Consider the following 17319-nt stretch of genomic DNA (forward strand, 5'->3'; position numbering starts at 1 on the left):
CACGCGACAGCGGCAGCGCGCGCGCGGGCCACCAGCGGCGCCAGCCGGCGGCCGGCTCGGAGCGCCCCAGCACCAGCGTCGCGCAGTTGAGCCGGCGCGCCTGTTCGGCCAGCTGCTCCGCCACGTCGGAACCCGTGAGCACGGCCGTGGCCGCGCCCAGTTCTTCGGCCAGCTTGAGCACGGCGAGGATGCGGTCGCGCTCGGTGGCGGCCAGCCGTTGCAGGCGGGGCGTTTCGACATACACCGCATGCCATCGCACGTTGAGCTGGCCTGCCAGGCGCGCCGCCGTGCGTACCGTTTGCGCCGCGCCTTCATGCGGGCCGACGCACGCGAGGATCGCGCCCGAGGTGTTCCACGCCTGCAAGCCACGGCCATTGCCGCCCACGCCCGACTGCTCGACGCGCCAGCCGCGCACGTCGTCTTCCACGTGCTCGGCGGTGCGGCGAAGGGCGATCTCGCGCAGCGCGATCAGGTTGCCCTTGCGAAAGAAGTTCTGCGCCGCGCGCTCGGCCTGCTGCGGCAGGTAGACCTTGCCGGCCGCGAGCCGGGCGGTGAGTTCGTCGGGCGTGACGTCGACCAGCACCACTTCGTCGGCCTCGTCGAGCACGGTGTCGGGCACGGTCTCGTGCACGCGCACGCCGGTGATGGCACCGACCGTGCCGTTGAGGCTTTCCAGGTGCTGCACGTTGAGCGCCGACCACACCTCGATGCCGGCGGCCAGCAGCTCCTGCACGTCTTGCCAGCGCTTGGTGTGGCGCGAGCCGGGCGCGTTGGTGTGGGCGAGTTCATCGACCAGCAGCACGGCGGGCTTGCGCGCCAACGCGGCGTCGAGGTCGAACTCGGCGAGCGTGCGGCCCCGGTAGTCCAGCTCGCGCATCGGCAGCGCGTCGAGGCCCGCGAGCAGCGCGGCGGTTTCGCTGCGGCCGTGGGTTTCGATCACGCCGATGAGCACGTCGCGGCCGGTGGCGCGTTCGCGCTGGGCGGCGCTGAGCATGGCCCAGGTTTTTCCCACGCCGGCGCTGGCGCCGAAGTAGATGCGCAGCTTGCCGCGCTGCGCGCGCGCCTCATCGCTGCGCAGTTGCGCGATCAGGGCATCGGGGTCGGGGCGGAGCATCTCGTTCATCGGCAACGCAGGTTATCGCATCGGGTGGCACGGGCGCCAGGGGTGCATCGAACGCTTCGCTCGCGGGCGAAGCGGCGAATTTCCTGCTCGCCAGAATGAACTGTCTGAAGCTTGGAAAGCAGACACGACACCATGAACAGCCCCTCTTCTTCCGCCCGTCCGGTTCTTTCGCCATCCACCCACGGCGGCCGCGATACAGGCAGGCATCGCGGGCTCGCGCTGGTCACGCTGTGCCTGGCGGTCCTGGTCGCGCAGGTCGACATGGCGGTGGTCAATCTCGGCACGCGGCCCATCGGTGAATACTTCTCCGCGAGCGTCATCGCGCTGCAGTGGGTGGTGGACAGCTACAACCTGGTCTATGCGGTGCTGCTGCTCACCGGCGGCCTGCTGGCCGACCTGTATGGCCGGCGCCGCATCTTCATGACGGGCGCAGCGGTCTTCACCGGCGCCACGCTGCTGTGCGCGCTCTCGACGTCGGTCTGGATGCTGATCGCCGGCCGCGCACTGGCGGGCCTGGGCGCGGCGCTGCTGATGCCCGCGTCGCTCGCGATCATCCGCGTGGTGTGGCAAGACAGCGCCGAGCGCGGCCGGGCGTTGGGCATCTGGGCCGCGTGCAACGGGTTGGCCATGGCCATTGGCGCACCGCTGGGTGGCGCACTGATTCATAACTTCGGGTGGCGCAGCATCTTTCTCGCGGTGATTCCGCTGAGCGGGGCGGCATTGCTGTTGGCGCTGCGGTCGATCCCCGAATCGTCGGACCCCAAGGGGCGCAGCCTCGACATGGCGGCACAGGTCTTCGGTGCGCTCGCGTTGGGCGGTCTGGCTTTCGCCGCCATTCAATCGCACGACGCACCCGCACTGGCCGCCGCTGCGCTGGCAATGGCCGTGGTCGCCTTCGCGCTGTTCCTTCGCATCGAGCACCGCAAAGGCGCCGCGGCGCTGGTGCCACTCGACCTCTTCGGCATTCACGCGTTCCGCAGCGCGATGGTCGCCACCATCGGCATGACCTTCGGCATGTACGGCACGCTGTTCCTGGTGCCGCTCACATGGCTGGGCACCGGAACGCTCGACGCCACGCAGGCCGGCCTTGCATTGATCCCGATGTCGCTGGTGTTCGTGGCGGTCTCGCCGTTCAGCGGCAGGCCGACCACGCGGTTCGGCGCGCGCACCACGACCTGCGGCGGCGTGGCGATCATCGGCTGCGGGCTGGTCCTGATCGGAACCGGTGCGCCCTTCGCATCGATCGTGCTGGCCGAAGCGGGGCTGGTGTTGACGGGCATCGGCATGGGCTTCGCCACCGGGCCGCTGATGGGCGTGGCGGTCGGTGCAGTCGATGCCGCGCGCTCGGGCACGGCGTCGGCGTTGATCAACGTCGCACGCATCGCGGGCGCCACGCTCGGGGTCGCGATGCTGGGCGCGCTCTACGCGCTGGTGCACGGCGGTGCCGACGGACTGCGGCTCGCGATGTTCGCAGGCGCTGCGGTCCAGTTGGCCTGCGCGGCCCTGGCGTGGCGCATGGCGCGCACGCAGCCGGCCTGACCCGGTGGCGTCGACTAAGGGGTTGGCCCGCAACATGGGAAAACGGCGCGCCTCTCAGCGCGCCGGACCATCCTTGCCACGCGAACGGTGGTGATGGCGCCGGGCCGTGCGCGACAGCACGAACCAGGCAAAGCCCAGCGGCACGAACAGTGCCGCCATGGCCAGCAAGGCAAGGAGCAGGTCAGTGACCATGGCGCAGGCCGCAGCGTGCGAGGTGCTCGCGCCAGCTCACGAGCCGGCCGATTTCGCCCGAAGGCACGCATTCGATCAGGCGGTGCAGCACGTCCGCGTAGCTGGTGATCGGCAGGCGGATCATCAGGCGCACGCAGGGCGCATCGCTTTCCTGCGTGCTGCAGGCGTGCAACAGCGGCTCGCAGCGCACCACACCCGCGTCGGCGCAGCCGGCGATGCTGCGGCGCACGCGCAGGGCGTCGGCACAGCAGACGGTGACGTCGAGCACGTAGAACGGGCTCGTCTTGTTCATCGCGGCGTGCGCGGTGCGCAAGACGCCAGGGTGTTCTCGGTAAGCGGCATAGGCCATGGTTTGTTTTCTCCTCAACGCGCGGTTGTCGAAGCAGGGGTTGCGTCGAGCGCGAGATTCAATGCGAGCACGTTGACGCGCGACTCACCCAGCAAGCCCAGCAACGGGCGCTGCGTGTTCTGCGCGATCAGCGTGTTGATCTGTTCGACCGGCACGCCGCGCACGCGCGCAACGCGTGCCGCCTGGTATTGCGCGGCGGCGGGGCTGATGTCCGGGTCGAGCCCGCTGGCCGATGCCGTGACGAGGTCGACCGGCACCGGTGCGGTGTTGCCCGGGTCGGCCGCACGCAGGGCCTCGACGCGGCCTTTGACCGCATCGGTCAGCGCGGGGTTCAGCGGGCCTTGGTTCGAGCCCCCCGAGGCGCTGGCGTTGTAGGGCTGCGGCGAAGTGGCCGATGGGCGGCCCCAGAAGTGCTTCGGGTCGCTGAAGTTCTGGCCGATGAGCTTGGAGCCCACGGTCGTGCCGTCGAGCACGATCAGGCTGCCGGCCGCCTGCGCCGGAAACACCGCCTTCGCGGCACCGGTGACGACCGCCGGATAGATCAGCCCGGTGATCGCGCTCAGCAGCACGAAGAGCACGAGCGCGGGGCGAAAGATGCTGCCGTTGTTGTTTTTCATGATGAAGAGCTCCTCAGACGAGATGGACGGCCACGAGCAGCCAGTCGATCAACTTGATGCCGATGAAAGGAACGAGCAAGCCGCCCAGGCCGTAGATGGCGAGGTTGCGGCGCAGCAGCGAAGCCGCGCCCACCGGCCGGTAGCGCACGCCCTTGAGCGCGAGCGGAATCAGGAACACGATGACCAGCGCGTTGAAGATCACCGCGCTCAGGATGGCCGACGAAGGGCTGGCGAGCCGCATCACGTTGAGCGCACCGAGCTGCGGATAGGTCGACACGAAGATCGCGGGAATGATCGCGAAGTACTTCGCCACGTCGTTCGCGATCGAGAAGGTGGTGAGCGAGCCGCGCGTCATGAGCAGCGCCTTGCCGGTTTCCACCACCTCGAGCAACTTGGTCGGGTTGGAGTCGAGGTCGACCATGTTGCCGGCCTCCTTCGCGGCCTGCGTGCCGCTGCCCATGGCCACGGCCACGTCGGCCTGTGCGAGCGCCGGGGCGTCGTTGGTGCCGTCGCCGGTCATGGCGACCAGGCGGCCTTCGGCCTGGTACTTGCGGATCAATGCGAGCTTGTCTTCGGGAGTCGCTTCGGCCAGGAAGTCGTCGACGCCGGCCTCGGCCGCGATGGCAGCCGCGGTGAGCTTGTTGTCGCCGGTGATCATCACCGTCTTGATGCCCATGCGGCGCAGCTCGGCAAAGCGCTCCTTGATGTCGGTCTTGACGATGTCCTTCAGCTCGACCACGCCGAGCACGCGGTCGCCTTCGGCCACGGCCAGCGGCGTGCTGCCGCGGCGGGCCGTTTCCTCGGCGGCGCGCAGCATCTCGGCGGGCATCGCGCCGCCGAGCGACTCCACATGCCGGCGGATCGCATCGACCGCGCCCTTGCGCAGCAGGATGGCGTCGGTGTCCAGGCTGTTCGGCGCGGCCGGCAGGTCGACACCGCTCATGCGGGTCTGCGCGGTGAAGGGCACGAAGCGGGCACCTTCGACGGCCGTCGCGTCCAGGCCGTCGCGGCGCGCCAGCTCGACGATGCTGCGGCCCTCGGGCGTTTCGTCGGCCAGCGAGGCGAACATCGCGGCGCGTGCCAGCCGGGCCTTGGGGACGCCGGGCGCCGGCAGGAAGGCCGTGGCCTGGCGGTTGCCGTGCGTGATGGTGCCGGTCTTGTCGAGCAGCAGCACGTCGACGTCGCCGGCGGCTTCCACCGCGCGGCCCGACGTGGCGATCACGTTGGCCTGCATCATGCGGCTCATGCCGGCCACGCCCACGGCCGAGAGCAGGCCGCCGATGGTGGTCGGGATCAGGCACACCAGCAGCGCCACCAGTGCGGTGAGCGACACCACGGTGCCCGCACCGGCAGCCTCCACGCTGAACACCGAGAACGGCAGCAGCGTGACGGTGACCATCAGGAACACCAGCGTGAGCGCCACCAGCAGGATGGTCAGCGCGATCTCGTTCGGCGTCTTCTGGCGCTTGGCGGCTTCGACCATGCCGATCATGCGATCGAGGAAAGACTCGCCCGGGTTCACCGAGATGCGCACCACCAGCCAGTCGGACAGCACGCGGGTGCCGCCGGTCACGGCCGAGAAGTCGCCGCCCGATTCGCGCACCACGGGTGCCGATTCGCCGGTGATGGCGCTTTCGTCGACCGAGGCCACGCCTTCGATGACTTCGCCGTCGAGCGGGATCACGTCGCCGGTCTCGACCAGCACGACGTCGCCCTTGCGCAGGTTGGGCGCCTGCTCGGGCAGCCACTGGCCGCCGTGATGCGGCTCCGTCAGCTTCTTGGCCCAGGTGTCCTTGCGCAGGCCGCGCAGCGACGCGGCCTGCGCCTTGCTGCGGCCTTCGGCCAGGGCTTCGGCGAAGTTGGCGAACAGCACGGTGAACCACAGCCAGATGGTCACGGCCAGCACGAAGGCCGGCTTCATGCCGGTGTCGCCCGGGAAGTTCATCGCGTGCACCCAGAGCAGCGTCGTCAGGATGCTGCCGATGTAGACGATGAACATCACCGGGTTGCGCCACTGGGTGCGCGGGTTCAGCTTGGCGAAGGCGCCCCACAGGGCGGGCTTGACCAGCGCTGCATCGAACAGCGAGAGAGAAGTTTTGGTGTTGACAGTCATGGTGGGCTCCTTATTTCCAGAGCACCAGGTGTTCGACGATCGGCCCGAGGGCCAGCGCCGGCACGTAGTTGAGCAAGCCGACCAGCAGCACGGTGCCGATCAGCAAAGAGACGAACAACGGGCCGTGCGTGGGCAGCGTGCCGCCGGTGACGGGCAGGCGCTTCTTGGCGGCCAGCGCGCCGGCAATGGCCAGCACCGGCACGATCATCGCGAAGCGGCCGAGCCACATGGCCAGCCCGAGCAGGCCGTTGTAGAAGGGCGTGTTGGCCGACAGGCCCGCGAAGGCGCTGCCGTTGTTGTTGGCGGCCGAGGTCAACGCATAGAGGATTTCCGAGAAGCCGTGCGCACCGGGGTTCGCAATGCCGGCCTTGCCGGCACCCGCGACCACCGCCACCGCGGTTCCCGCCAGCACCAGGATCGGCGTGACCAGGATGGCGATGGAGATCAGCTTCATCTCGCGCACCTCGATCTTCTTGCCGAGGTACTCGGGTGTGCGGCCGATCATCAGGCCGGCGATGAACACGGCGAGCATCGCGAAGATCAGCATGCCGTACAGGCCCGAGCCCACGCCGCCGAACACCACTTCGCCGAGTTGCATCAGCACCATCGGCACCATGCCGCCCAGCGGCGTGAGCGAGTCATGCATCGCATTGACCGCACCGCACGAAGCAGCAGTGGTCACCGCGGCAAACAGCGAGGTGGCGTCGATGCCGAAGCGCACTTCCTTGCCCTCCATGTTGCCGCCGGTCTGCAGCGCGCTCGACACCTGGTCGACGCCCAGCGAGGTCAGCAGCGGGTTGCCGGCCTGCTCGGCAGGCGTAATGACCACCACCGCGATCACGAACATGATCGTCATGGCGGCCAGCACGGCCCAGCCCTGGCGCATGTCGCCGACCACGCGGCCGAAGGTGAAGCACAGTGCCGCCGGGATCACGAAGATCGCGAGCATTTCCAGCAGGTTGGCCAACGCGGTCGGGTTCTCGTACGGATGCGCCGAGTTGGCATTGAAGAAGCCGCCACCGTTGGTGCCGAGCATCTTGATCGCCTCTTGCGAAGCCACCGGGCCCATGGCCAGCACCTGCGTCTTGGTGGTGGCGTCTTCCATCACCGGCTGGCCCTTGTCGTCCTTCAGCGGCTGGCCGTCGGCGCCGTTCTTCGGTTGCTGGAAGGCGGTGGTCTCGACCGTGTTCACGGTCTTGTAGTCGTCGAAGTTCTGGATCACGCCCTGCCCCGCGAGGAACAGCGCGAGCACGAACGACAGCGGCACCAACACCCACAGCGTGATGCGCGTGACGTCGGCCCAGAAGTTGCCGACCAGGCCCTTGCCGTCACCCCGGCGCGCAAAGCCGCGCACCAGTGCGAAGGCCACCGCGATGCCGGTGGCGGCCGAGAGGAAGTTCTGCACCGTCAGACCGAGCATCTGCGTCAGATAGCTCATGGTCGACTCGCCGGCATAGCCCTGCCAGTTGGTGTTGGCGACGAAGCTCACCGCGGTGTTGAAGGCCGAGTCGGGCGACACGGCCGTCATGCCTGCGGGGTTCAGCGGCAACCAGCCCTGCACGCGTTGCAGGGCGTAAAGAAAGATGGCGCCGATGGCATTGAAGGCCAGCAGCGCGAGCGCGTAGCGCAGCCAGTGCATCGACTGCTCCGGCTGGGTGCCGGCGATCTTGTAGAGCGGCGACTCGACGCGCTGCATCCAGCGCGGCACGCGCTCGTTGCACAGCGCGGCAAGGAACTTGCCGACAGGCCAGGCCAGCACCAGCAGCGCGGCCAGAAAAAAGGCCAACAGGCCCCAGGCGGAGGAAGTCATTTCAGAATTCCTCCGCGCAGATCAGCGCGAACACGAGGTAGGCGAACAGGATCACGGCGATCAACGCGCCGAACCCATAAAGAACTTCGAGGCTGATCACGATGCTTCTCCATCGCCAACAGCGGTTTTCGACGGGTTCGGTCCCTCGAGCCGGTTCAGCCCGACGACCATGGCCGCCACCACGACCCACAGCGCCAACAAGGCGCCCATCCAGACGATGTCCATACATCACTCCTGCAAAACAAGACAGGCTTCAGTCTCGGCAGTCGTGCGTAAAACCGGGGGAAAGAGTCGGTGGGTGGGCGTAAAGAAAGCGTAAAAACGGGTACGGACTCAGTGATTCCAACGCACACCGTGCGGCGCCCCGCCCGGGACACGCGAATCCGTCGACCGATGATGATTCCGCTTTGCCGCCGAATGTTTCGACGGGCCGGTTGCCGAGCGCCTTATTGGCTGGCAGCAACCGGTTGTTTTTTCCCGATCGATTTGATCAGCAGGCCGACGGCCGTTTTTTGCTTGGGCGTCAACTTTCTGGGCGTCTTCTTGAGCTTTGTGAGCGCAGCGTGCAGGTGCTTGCCGGCCAGTGTGTCGAGCTTATCGACAGCGTCTTCAGCCTTGCTGCTGATCAGCTCGAAGGAGCTGAGCTTTTCCTCCGAAAAAATCATGCTCTCGCCCGAAAACTCGTGGCCGGTTGCCCAAACCCGGAAGTATGTTTTCGGCAGATGCGCCTTCTCATGATTGACGCTCTTGTCGATCTCGATGCGAAAGCCATAGCCCACTCGCAGCCAGCCATTGCCACTGCCTAGCGAGTGGCGCGCCCATACCAATACCGAACCGCCGTTGAGCGCTTTCGGATTGATGCTGCCATCCGCAGCCATCAGCTTCGAGGATTTGAGTGCAGTGTCCAGGCGAGGGCTCACGGTGAAATTGATCGTCGCATCTTTTGTTCCGGCCGGATCGTCGGCCTTGTTGTGCTTCTCTCCTGCTTGCCGCCAAGCCGCCTTGAAGTCCGCATTGAACCGCGCCGAGAGCAGCTTGACGTTGCCGAGCAGCCGCGCAAAGTCTTGTGGCCCTTCGAGATTTCCCGCTAGGACCCCCGAACCATTCGGCGCACACAGAAGTCGCTTGAAAAAGCCGATCAGTGGCTTGGTTTTGATGTTCTGCATGACGATGCCTTCCTCCTTCAGATGCTCGATGAGTGCCTTGACCAGATCCGAATCTTTCTCCCGGCGGCGAAGCACCCGTGCAGCCTGTGTCCACGTCATGGTGCAGACACCGTTCGACGGCAGGGTCTCGCGGCTCAGGACCAAACAACGACGCTCGCCCACCGATGCGCACCAGTGCTCGTAATCGCTGAGCTGTGCCGGCCTGACGCCGTCGGCCGGGATGAGCTTGTCGCGGTATTTGATCTCCACCAGAACGATGGGCTCTTCGTCGTCCCGATTGGCAAAGACCGCCATGTCGGCTCGCCGCAAACCCATGCGCCCCTGAAAGGTGTACTCGGGAACGAAGACGGGATTGGGCAGCGAACGCGCCGCCAGACCACAGCTTGTGCAGATCAAGTCCCGGATGATCCGCGGGTGGTGCTTGCCGATCTCGGCCAGGATGTAGGCTAGGTACCGTCCGTGGAAGCTTCCGCTGAACCAGGACTGGATGCGTGAGAAGAAACTGTCGCGCGCCAAGAGGACCTCCCGTCCCGTTTTTTAATAGCTTGTTTAACGACTACCAGCTTCTTTGCCGGGGCCGAAAAAAGCGTATCTCAACAGCGGCGATCCGTCGATGCGGCAACCACCCACGCGTGCCAAACAAATCGTGCAAAGCGATCAAGATTCCCGCTGAAGCTGCCACGCCTGGTACTTCAGGCTCGCCACCGCGCCGACGACGATGCCGACGATGGCCGGCAGACTTGCGATGCTCAAGGTGGAAAAAGCGCTCAGCCCCTGCCCGATGGTGCAGCCCATGGCCGTGACGCCACCGATACCCATCAGCACGCCACCCGCCATGTGGTGCGCAAGGTCGCCGGTGCCGGCAAAACCTTCCCAGCGAAATTCGCGCGACCACAGCGCATGCACCGCAGCGCCCACCACCACGCCGGCCACCGACGCGATGCCCAGGGTCAGCAGCTTGTTGGCGTCGCTGTAGAACAGCAGCCAGTCGAGCGCATAGGCCACCGGCGTGACGAAGCTCAGCGCCTCGGCGCGGCCGGAGTTGGTGGCCAGGAAGACATGCTCCAGCGTCAGCGGATGCTCGTCGACCACGGCCCAGTGGCCACTGAGCCACCACGCTGCCACGACCAGCAGCCCGATCAGCAATCCGCCGACAAGGCTGCGCACGTCGCGTGTATCGCGACGGCCCCACGCAGCCCATGCGATCAGCGCACCGCCGACGACCAGGCCGATGAGAAGGCGCAGCGACGGGCCATGCACCTGCAGCGCCGCCGCCAGCACGTCGGGCAGCGATGCGTTGGTCGCCATGTCGACATGCACCTTGTCCACGGTGGCCACGCGCAGCACGGCGGTGATGCCCTTGAGCGTGGCGAAGGCCGACACGCCCATCACCAGCAGCACCACCAGCGCCTTCAGGCTGCCGCCGCCCAGGCGCACCAGCGTCTTGTTGCCGCAACCCGAAGACAGCACCATGCCCGCGCCGAACAGAAGGCCGCCGACAAGTGCCGCCAGCCAGAGGATGCGGTTCGACGCATACAGCGTCTGGTTCGGATCGACCAGCCCGGCAAAGACCAGCGCAGAGAAACCGATCAGCGCGATGCCGCCGGCAGCGGCCCATTGCTTCACGCGCGTCCAGTCGCCCAGGTTCACCACGTCGCTGATCGCGCCCATGGTGCAAAAGCGCGTGGACCGCGCCACGGCGCCGAACACCGCCGACAGCACGAAGGCAGCCACGAGTGCGAGCGACGTGAGAAGAGAAACCTGCTCGATGGACATGCCGCGATTCTAGGGAGCGGCCCCGCGGCGGCGCCGGTTCGATTCAGCTCAGGCCGGGATTCGGTGCGACGTTCTTCAGCACGGGTTCGTCGAGCCGGCGCGTGGAGATCACCTTGCGCGACTTCAGCCACGGCTCGATCACTTCCCACACCGGCTTGTTGCCGGCCGTGCGCGCTTCTTCGCTCACCGGCGCCCAGCCCGCGACCTTGTAGGTGCGGCTCGCTTCGATGGGCTTGCCGCCCAGGCGCATGTCCTGGATGCGCTGGCCCATGCCTGCGGTCGGGTCGCAGGTGTACTGCAGCCCGCCCACGCGCACCATGTCGCCGCCCTGCTGGTAGTAGGGGTCGGGGTTGAAGAGGTTGTCGCAGACGTCTTCGAGCACGGTCTTGAGCGTCTCGCCGGTCATCTGCGTCACGGTCGCATACGAGTAGGTGGTGGCCGTCATGTCCATCAGCCATTCGCGCGTGATGGGTTGGCCCGGCAGCAGCGAGGTGCCCCAGCGGAAGCCGGGCGAAAAGGCGATGGGGGCGTCTTGCACTTCCATCAGCGCGTCGAGCAGCAACTGGTCGCCGGTGCCGTTGAAGTTGCCGCGCCGGTACAGCGTGCCGTCGGTGTGGGCGAGCGTTTCCGAGAGCTTCGCTTCATACGGTGCGCGGATGCGCGTGATGAGCGCATCCATTTCCTTGTCGGCCGGGATCAGGTCGGAGAACACCGGCAGCAGCCGGTAGCGGAAGTCGCTGACCTTCTTGCCCTTGACGTCGAAGTCGATCACGCCGAGAAACTTGCCGTTGGAGCCGCCATTGACCACGATGGTCTTGCCGCCCGCGTTGCTCACCAGTGTGGGCATCGGCGTGCCGTCGTGCGTGTGGCCGCCGAGGATGGCGTCGATGCCGGTCACGCGGCTGGCCATCTTCAGGTCGACGTCCATGCCGTTGTGCGAGAGCACCACCACCACCTGCGCGCCCTTGGCACGCGCCTCGTTCACCACGCGCTGCAGGTTGTCGTCCTGGATGCCGAAGGTCCAGTCGGCCACCATGTAGCGCGGGTTGGCGATGGGCGTGTACGGAAAGGCCTGGCCGACGATGGCGCATGGCACGCCGTTGATCTCGCGCATCACATAGGGCTTGAACACCGGGTCGCCGAAGTCGGCGGTCTTGACGTTCTGCGCGACGAATTCGATCTTGCCGGCGAAGTCTTTCTCGATGATCTGCTGCACCCGCTCCATGCCGTAGGTGAACTCCCAGTGCCCCGTCATGACATCGACGCCGAGCAGCTTGCAGGCATCGACCATGTCCTGCGCCTGCGTCCACAGCGAGGTGGCCGAGCCCTGCCAGGTGTCGCCGCCATCGAGCAGCAGCGCGCCGGGCCGGCTGGCCTTGAGTTGCTTGACCAGCGTGGCCAGGTGCGCGAAGCCGCCGACCTTGCCGTAGCGTTGCGCGGCCTTGTCGAAGTCGAGGTACGTGAGCGCATGCGCCATGCGCGTGCCGGGCGGCACGCCCGCGGCCTTGAGCAGGTGCTCGCCCACCAAGTGCGGCACCTTGCCGCGCATGTTGCCCACGCCGATGTTCACGCCGGGCTCGCGAAAGTACAGCGGCTTGAGCTGCGCATGGCAATCGGTCATGTGCAGCATCGACACGTTGCCGAAGCGCGGCAGCGCATACATGCTGTCGAGGCCGGCGGCCGCGTCGGCAGTGCCGCAGCGGCCGAGGCCCATGCCGGCCACGGCGCCGGCCCCGAGCATCTGGACGAACTCGCGCTTGGAAAGATTCATGGAAAAAATGAGCGCCGTGCGGTCAGCGGTTGACGGGAGACTGGGGGTCGAGCAGCAGGCCCATCACGTCGCGGATCTGCTTCTCGTCGAGGATGCCGGCGTGGCCGACGCGTGGCATGTTCGAGCAAGCGTTGTAGGCGCGCGCGTTCCACAGCTTGCCCCAGGTGTATTCGACGATGGGCTTGGCCGCCGCGCTGGCCGGATCGCTCACGCCGCGCAGCTTGCCGTAGTGATAGAGGCTGGGGCCGAGCGTGCCGAAGGAGATTTCTTCCTTCGATATCTGGTGGCAGTTGTAGCAATTGCCGCCGTTGACCGACGCGGTGGCCGTGGGCGCAGGGTCGGTCCAGGTCAGGCCGCGCCCGTTCTGCGCGAGCTTCTCGCCTTCGCGCCAGTCGCCGATGAACTTGCCATCGGCAGGCCAGCGGATGGTTTTCATGTTGGCGGCTTCGATGTCCTTCGCGGTCTTCTCGTCGAGCGGCTTGCCGCTGGCATCGGCTTCGCTGCAGGCGAGGTTGGCCGGGTCTTGCACCAGCCGGTCGACCTTGGCGATGCCCTGGTCGCGGAAGGAGCGCTGCAATGCCTGGGCGGTGAGCTTGTCGAGGTCGGCCGCGCTGTCGACGGACGCGCAACCGAACACGGTGAGCGCGCAGGCCACGGCGGCCATGCCAAAGAGGTGATCGGTGTTCATGGTGTGCCGGCTCCTTCAGCGCTTGATGGCCGGCGCGGTGGTTTTCCCGCCCTTGCCGTTGACGCCCATGTACACGGCCAGCGCCACGGTCACGTCGCTCGCATAGCCCGGGTACGGAAAGCGCTGCTGGCGGAAGCAGTCGTTGAGCCGCCGCTGCATGCCCCACAACTCGCCCGACGACACGCGGTAGGCCGGCCACGCGCCGAAGCCTTCACCGGCGCCGGGGTTCTTGGTGAGGTTGGGCAGGTCCTGCAGGCGGATGCGCTTGCCGTCCGCGCCGTGGCAGGTGGCGCAGGCAAAGTCGTGCGGGCCGGCACGCAGGAAGAAGAGGCGCTTGCCCACTTCGTAGGCGCGCCGCTCGCTCGCATGCGATTGCGGCAGGTTCAGCGGCATGCCCTTCGACTCGGCTGAGATCCATGCCACCAGCCCTTCGATGTTCTTCTGCTCTCCGGTGCCGAAAGGCGTCTTCGCGATGGCCGCCGCATCGAAGCCCTGAAGCGTTTCCATGCAGGTGAGCAGGCGCGATTCCATGTCCTGCACGCGGCCGGTGTCGGGGAAGTAGCGCGGCAGTTCCGCAAAGGCGCCCTTGACCACGCCCGGCCCCTTGCCCAGGTCGCACTTCTCCATCGACGCGGCCTTGGGGCCGCGCTTCTGCTTCCAGAGGTCTTCGCCCTTGGCTTCGAACAGCTCGGCGGGGTTGCCGTCCTGCAGCAGCGCGCGGTATTCGGCGATGCCTTCGGCGGCGCTTTTCTGCGCCGTGGCATGCAGCGGAATGCAGCCTGCCAGCACCAGCAGGCTCAGGCATGTGGTCGTTCTCATGGGGCTGCCTCTTCTTCGGGGCTAGCTGACGGTGGCTTCGTCGGTGCGCGTTTCGCCGCGGTTGTCTTTCCAGGTCACGGAGATCTTGTCGCCGGCCTTCGCGCCCTTGAGCGTGAACTGCATGAAGGGGTTCTTCGACACCGCCGGGCCCCAGTCGGCCGTGAGCACGGTCTTGCCGTTGAGCGAGGCCGTCACCTCCTGGATGAACCACGCGGGGATGATCTTGCCGGCGGCGTCCTTGCGCTGGCCGGTTTCCATTTCATGCGCCATGAGAATGCGCACGGTTGTCTTGTCGCCCGAAGCCTGGGCACGGATGCGCATGGGATCTGCTGCCATGGTGTGTCTCCTTGTTGTTGTCGTGGGGTGCTGCCGCGCGGAAAGTGCCTGCGTCTTCAGCCGCCGCAGCCGCCGAGCGTGACCTTCACTTCCTTCTTCGCGAAGAAGGCCTTGCCGTCGTTCATGATCGCGATGGCATACACGTCCGACGACTGGCCCAGCTTGGCGCGCGTGGTGAAGTTCGGCTCGACGAACTCCGACGTGTTGAAGATCGCGACCACGGCGTTCGGGTTCTTCTCGACCAGCAGCATCAGCTGCTTGACGCCGCCCAGCGTGGTGGCCACGCTCAATGGCACCACGGCGCCGTTCTCGGCGATGTCGGGGCCGGTGATGGTGACATCCTTGCTCTCGGTGGGTGCGCCGGCGCCCACGGCCTTCAGTGCATCGGCCACGCTCTTGGCCTCGAAGGCGTCTTTCGAATAGGCGAGCGCCGTGGCGGGAAGCCAGCCGGCAGTGGCCACCACGCCCGCGAGGGCGGCGGACTGCGCGAGGATCTGTCTGCGGTTTTTCATGGGGTTGTCTCCTGTCGAATCGATGGTAGGCCGGGCGGGCGGCCTGCGTGTCATGGCTTGCCCTCAGGCGCCGCAGATGCGGAGGGCGCCGCGCTTTCGGCGAGCCAGCGTGCGATGGCCTTGGCCTCGTCGTCGGCGATGGTCTGCGGCGGCATCGGGATCGCGCCCCACACGCCGGAGCCACCGGCCTTGATCTTCTGCAGCAGGTGGTCGGCCTGGCCCGGGTACTTCTTCGCGATGTCCGAGAAGGCAGGGCCGACGAGCTTTTGCGTCATGCCGTGGCAGGCCGTGCAACTGTTCTTCTCGAGCAGCGCGGTGGGCACCTTCGATGCAGCGGCGGCTTGCGGCGCGGCGGCCTTGGCGGCAGGCGGCGCGGTCTCGATGCCGTGCTGCGCGCCGACCAGCCGGTTCTGGTCGGCCAGGTTGCCGTGGCTGCCGCGCGCATGCGGCGGCAGCTGGGCGACCTTCTGCTCTCCCGGCACGCAGTCGTGCATGCAGGCCACCGCCGCCACGTCGGGCTTGGCGGCGCGGCCGAACTCGGTGCCCGGCCACATCGCGTGCGCGGTGGTCGCGCCGTTGCGGTTGGGCATGCGGGCCTGCACCTCGCGGATGTTCTTGTCGGACAGCGTGAAGTCGTCGGGCACGATGCCGCCCAGATTCAGGATGTAGGCCGTGACGGCGTAGACGTCGTCCGGCGTCAGCGACTTGGGCTGGTTCCACGGCATCGCGCGGTACACGTAGTCCCAGACCGTCGACAGGCTCGACACCTTCATCAGCGTCGTGCGGCCCGGAAAGGCCGGGTCTTTCAAGCGCGCGACGTGGCCGGTCTTGATGTCGTCCGCCGTGGTGCCGCCGACGATCGGGCTGAACACCTGGTTCGATTCACCGAACACGCCGTGGCACGACGCGCACTTGCTCTCCCACACGTCCTGCCCGCGCGTGACCGAGCCCGAGCCGGGTGGCAGGCCCTTGAAGTCGGGGCGCACGTCGATGTCCCACGCGGCCACTTCCTTCGGCGTGGCGTCGCGGCCGATACCGGGGTAGGCCGCGGCCTTCGGTTGCGCCCACGTGGCAACGCACACGCTGCAGGCGGCCAGCGCCATCAGGGCCCGCAAGGTTCGTGGCGCAACGCGTTCAGCTGAGCTGGACATTGGCCACCTCCCCGCTCGGCTGCACCTGCCACGACTGGATCGCGTTGTTGTGATAGATCGAGCGCGTGCCGCGCACCGCGCGCAGTTGCCTGTAGCTGGGCTGCACGTAGCCGGTGTCGTCCATCGCGCGGCTCTGGATGATGGCGGGCGTACCGTCCCACACCCAGTCGATGTTGAAGCGCGTGAGGCACTTCGACAGCACCGGCGATTCGAGCCGCGCGGTGCGCCAGTTGCGCCCGCCGTCCACGCTCACGTCCACGCGCTTGACCTTGCCGCGCCCCGACCATGCGAGGCCGGTGATGTTGTAGAAGCCCTTGTCGAGCAGCATCTGCCCGCCCGAAGGCGTGGTGACCACGCTCTTGCATTCCTGGATGCTGGTGTACTGGCGGTGCTGGCCGTCGGGCATGAGGTCGACGTAGTGCACCGTCTCGTCCTTGGTGCCGTAGGGCTGGTCGCCCAGCTCGATGCGGCGCAGGTACTTGATCCAGCTCACGCCCTGCACACCGGGCACCACCAGCCGCAGCGGGTAGCCCTGCTCGGGCCGCAGCATCTCGCCGTTCTGCCCATAGGCCACCAGCACCTCGCCCGAACGGATGAGGCTCATGGGAATGGTGCGCGTCATCGACGAGCCATCGGCGCCTTCGGCCAGCACGAAGCGCTCGCCCTTCAGGTCGGCACCGGCCATCTCCAGCAAAGTGATGAGCGGCACGCCGGTGAACTCGCTGCACGACAGCATGCCGTGCGTGTACTGGGCCGTGGGCACCGCGACGTTGCCCCACTCCATGCCGGTGTTGGCGCCGCATTCGATGAAGTGAAAGCGCGAGACCGAAGGCAGGCGCATCAGCTCGTCGAGCGTGAAGACCTTCGCCGCCTTCACCATGCCGTTGATCATCAGGCGGTGCTTCGACGGATCGATGTCCCACCAGCCCTGGTGGTGCCGCTCGAAGTGCAGGCCGCTCGGCGTGACGATGCCGAACAGCGACTGCAGCGGCGCAAAAGACACCGAGGCCTGCGCGGTCGGCGTGAGCCCCGGGCTTTGCCGGCGCTGCACATTGGCTTCGTACTTCGACGGCTTGCCGTAGCCATCGGTGACCACCGGCTGGCCGAGCCCCGTGCTGTGCGCCGGCAGTTGAAGAATGGCCGGGTCGCCATCGGCGGTGCTGCCCTGCGCAAGCGCTGTCGAAGCGGCCGTGCCCGCCACTGCGGCAGCGAAGGCATTGCGGATGAAGTCGCGGCGCCCGCCCCGGGCTTCTGCGAAGACCGTGCGCACGCCGTCGGTGTCGACGAAGTTTTCCGGCGCCTTGCGCACCTGGCCGGGTTGCTGCTGGATGCGTGTGCCCATGCGCGCCGCCTTGCG

General features: G+C 67.1%; 17 protein-coding genes and 1 pseudogene. 1 reads left to right on the forward strand and 17 read right to left on the reverse strand.

Features of this window, described 5'->3' with window-relative positions:
- Positions 1–1123: pseudogene (locus ACGLHS_RS19890) on the reverse strand (two-component system sensor histidine kinase KdbD); the annotation flags it as partial.
- A gap of 132 nt (positions 1124–1255) precedes the next feature.
- On the opposite strand from ACGLHS_RS19890, the gene ACGLHS_RS19895 reads away from it, so the two are divergent.
- Complete coding sequence (locus ACGLHS_RS19895; RefSeq protein ID WP_394482523.1) at positions 1256–2662, forward strand: MFS transporter; 1407 nt, start codon at positions 1256–1258, stop codon at positions 2660–2662.
- Between the two features lie 54 nt (positions 2663–2716).
- Here the strand turns inward: ACGLHS_RS19895 and ACGLHS_RS19900 are convergent, their stop codons facing one another.
- From ACGLHS_RS19900 to soxC, 16 genes are all read right to left on the reverse strand, one after another.
- Positions 2717–2854 (reverse strand): hypothetical protein, encoded by a 138-nt coding sequence (locus ACGLHS_RS19900; protein ID WP_176801170.1) that lies wholly within the window; start codon positions 2852–2854, stop codon positions 2717–2719.
- On the reverse strand, positions 2844–3203 hold the full coding sequence (locus ACGLHS_RS19905) for a hypothetical protein (protein ID WP_394482526.1): 360 nt from the start codon (positions 3201–3203) through the stop codon (positions 2844–2846). The genes ACGLHS_RS19900 and ACGLHS_RS19905 overlap by 11 nt, the downstream gene beginning before the upstream one ends.
- A 14-nt stretch (positions 3204–3217) precedes the next feature.
- Entirely contained in the window at positions 3218–3820 is a 603-nt protein-coding gene (gene kdpC / locus ACGLHS_RS19910) for a potassium-transporting ATPase subunit KdpC (protein WP_394482528.1), read from the reverse strand.
- Between the two features lie 13 nt (positions 3821–3833).
- Positions 3834–5933, reverse strand: a complete 2100-nt coding sequence (gene kdpB / locus ACGLHS_RS19915) for a potassium-transporting ATPase subunit KdpB (RefSeq protein WP_093243140.1) — start codon at positions 5931–5933, stop codon at positions 3834–3836.
- Positions 5934–5943: 10 nt separating this feature from the next.
- Complete coding sequence (kdpA, locus tag ACGLHS_RS19920) at positions 5944–7743, reverse strand: potassium-transporting ATPase subunit KdpA (protein WP_394482531.1); 1800 nt, start codon at positions 7741–7743, stop codon at positions 5944–5946.
- Position 7744: 1 nt separating this feature from the next.
- Entirely contained in the window at positions 7745–7843 is a 99-nt protein-coding gene (gene kdpF, locus ACGLHS_RS19925; protein ID WP_093243136.1) for a K(+)-transporting ATPase subunit F, read from the reverse strand.
- Entirely contained in the window at positions 7840–7968 is a 129-nt protein-coding gene (locus tag ACGLHS_RS19930; protein ID WP_256327381.1) for a hypothetical protein, read from the reverse strand. The genes kdpF and ACGLHS_RS19930 overlap by 4 nt, the downstream gene beginning before the upstream one ends.
- A gap of 221 nt (positions 7969–8189) precedes the next feature.
- Complete coding sequence (locus tag ACGLHS_RS19935; protein ID WP_394482535.1) at positions 8190–9425, reverse strand: hypothetical protein; 1236 nt, start codon at positions 9423–9425, stop codon at positions 8190–8192.
- Positions 9426–9566: 141 nt separating this feature from the next.
- Positions 9567–10685 (reverse strand): YeeE/YedE family protein, encoded by a 1119-nt coding sequence (locus ACGLHS_RS19940; RefSeq protein ID WP_394482537.1) that lies wholly within the window; start codon positions 10683–10685, stop codon positions 9567–9569.
- Between the two features lie 43 nt (positions 10686–10728).
- Entirely contained in the window at positions 10729–12456 is a 1728-nt protein-coding gene (soxB, locus tag ACGLHS_RS19945) for a thiosulfohydrolase SoxB (protein ID WP_394482540.1), read from the reverse strand.
- 22 nt (positions 12457–12478) lie between these two features.
- Complete coding sequence (gene soxX / locus ACGLHS_RS19950) at positions 12479–13144, reverse strand: sulfur oxidation c-type cytochrome SoxX (RefSeq protein WP_394482542.1); 666 nt, start codon at positions 13142–13144, stop codon at positions 12479–12481.
- 15 nt (positions 13145–13159) lie between these two features.
- Positions 13160–13963, reverse strand: coding sequence for a sulfur oxidation c-type cytochrome SoxA (gene soxA / locus ACGLHS_RS19955; protein ID WP_394482545.1), 804 nt, complete (start codon positions 13961–13963; stop codon positions 13160–13162).
- Positions 13964–13984: 21 nt separating this feature from the next.
- On the reverse strand, positions 13985–14284 hold the full coding sequence (soxZ, locus tag ACGLHS_RS19960) for a thiosulfate oxidation carrier complex protein SoxZ (protein ID WP_093243124.1): 300 nt from the start codon (positions 14282–14284) through the stop codon (positions 13985–13987).
- Between the two features lie 71 nt (positions 14285–14355).
- A complete protein-coding gene (gene soxY, locus ACGLHS_RS19965; protein ID WP_394482547.1) occupies positions 14356–14811 on the reverse strand; it encodes a thiosulfate oxidation carrier protein SoxY in 456 nt (151 codons plus the stop codon).
- 50 nt (positions 14812–14861) lie between these two features.
- A complete protein-coding gene (locus ACGLHS_RS19970) occupies positions 14862–15962 on the reverse strand; it encodes a c-type cytochrome (RefSeq protein WP_394482548.1) in 1101 nt (366 codons plus the stop codon).
- Positions 15946–17304, reverse strand: a complete 1359-nt coding sequence (gene soxC, locus ACGLHS_RS19975) for a sulfite dehydrogenase (protein WP_394482549.1) — start codon at positions 17302–17304, stop codon at positions 15946–15948. The genes ACGLHS_RS19970 and soxC overlap by 17 nt, the downstream gene beginning before the upstream one ends.
- Positions 17305–17319 lie beyond the last annotated feature (15 nt).

The organism is Variovorax sp. VaC1, assembly GCF_043658315.1.
Taxonomy (GTDB): Bacteria; Pseudomonadota; Gammaproteobacteria; order Burkholderiales; family Burkholderiaceae_C; genus Variovorax.

What these genes read in the sequence shown, in the direction of transcription:
- ACGLHS_RS19895 (WP_394482523.1), top strand. Translation starts at nt 1,256, where the DNA reads ATGAACAGCCCCTCTTCTTCCGCCCGTCCGGTTCTTTCGCCATCCACC.
- ACGLHS_RS19900 (WP_176801170.1), bottom strand. Translation starts at nt 2,854, where the DNA reads ATGGTCACTGACCTGCTCCTTGCCTTGCTGGCCATGGCGGCACTGTTC.
- ACGLHS_RS19905 (WP_394482526.1), bottom strand. Translation starts at nt 3,203, where the DNA reads ATGGCCTATGCCGCTTACCGAGAACACCCTGGCGTCTTGCGCACCGCG.
- kdpC (WP_394482528.1), bottom strand. Translation starts at nt 3,820, where the DNA reads ATGAAAAACAACAACGGCAGCATCTTTCGCCCCGCGCTCGTGCTCTTC.
- kdpB (WP_093243140.1), bottom strand. Translation starts at nt 5,933, where the DNA reads ATGACTGTCAACACCAAAACTTCTCTCTCGCTGTTCGATGCAGCGCTG.
- kdpA (WP_394482531.1), bottom strand. Translation starts at nt 7,743, where the DNA reads ATGACTTCCTCCGCCTGGGGCCTGTTGGCCTTTTTTCTGGCCGCGCTG.
- ACGLHS_RS19930 (WP_256327381.1), bottom strand. Translation starts at nt 7,968, where the DNA reads ATGGACATCGTCTGGATGGGCGCCTTGTTGGCGCTGTGGGTCGTGGTG.
- ACGLHS_RS19940 (WP_394482537.1), bottom strand. Translation starts at nt 10,685, where the DNA reads ATGTCCATCGAGCAGGTTTCTCTTCTCACGTCGCTCGCACTCGTGGCT.
- soxB (WP_394482540.1), bottom strand. Translation starts at nt 12,456, where the DNA reads ATGAATCTTTCCAAGCGCGAGTTCGTCCAGATGCTCGGGGCCGGCGCC.
- soxX (WP_394482542.1), bottom strand. Translation starts at nt 13,144, where the DNA reads ATGAACACCGATCACCTCTTTGGCATGGCCGCCGTGGCCTGCGCGCTC.
- soxA (WP_394482545.1), bottom strand. Translation starts at nt 13,963, where the DNA reads ATGAGAACGACCACATGCCTGAGCCTGCTGGTGCTGGCAGGCTGCATT.
- soxZ (WP_093243124.1), bottom strand. Translation starts at nt 14,284, where the DNA reads ATGCGCATCCGTGCCCAGGCTTCGGGCGACAAGACAACCGTGCGCATT.
- soxY (WP_394482547.1), bottom strand. Translation starts at nt 14,811, where the DNA reads ATGAAAAACCGCAGACAGATCCTCGCGCAGTCCGCCGCCCTCGCGGGC.
- ACGLHS_RS19970 (WP_394482548.1), bottom strand. Translation starts at nt 15,962, where the DNA reads ATGTCCAGCTCAGCTGAACGCGTTGCGCCACGAACCTTGCGGGCCCTG.
- soxC (WP_394482549.1), bottom strand. Translation starts at nt 17,304, where the DNA reads ATGGGCACACGCATCCAGCAGCAACCCGGCCAGGTGCGCAAGGCGCCG.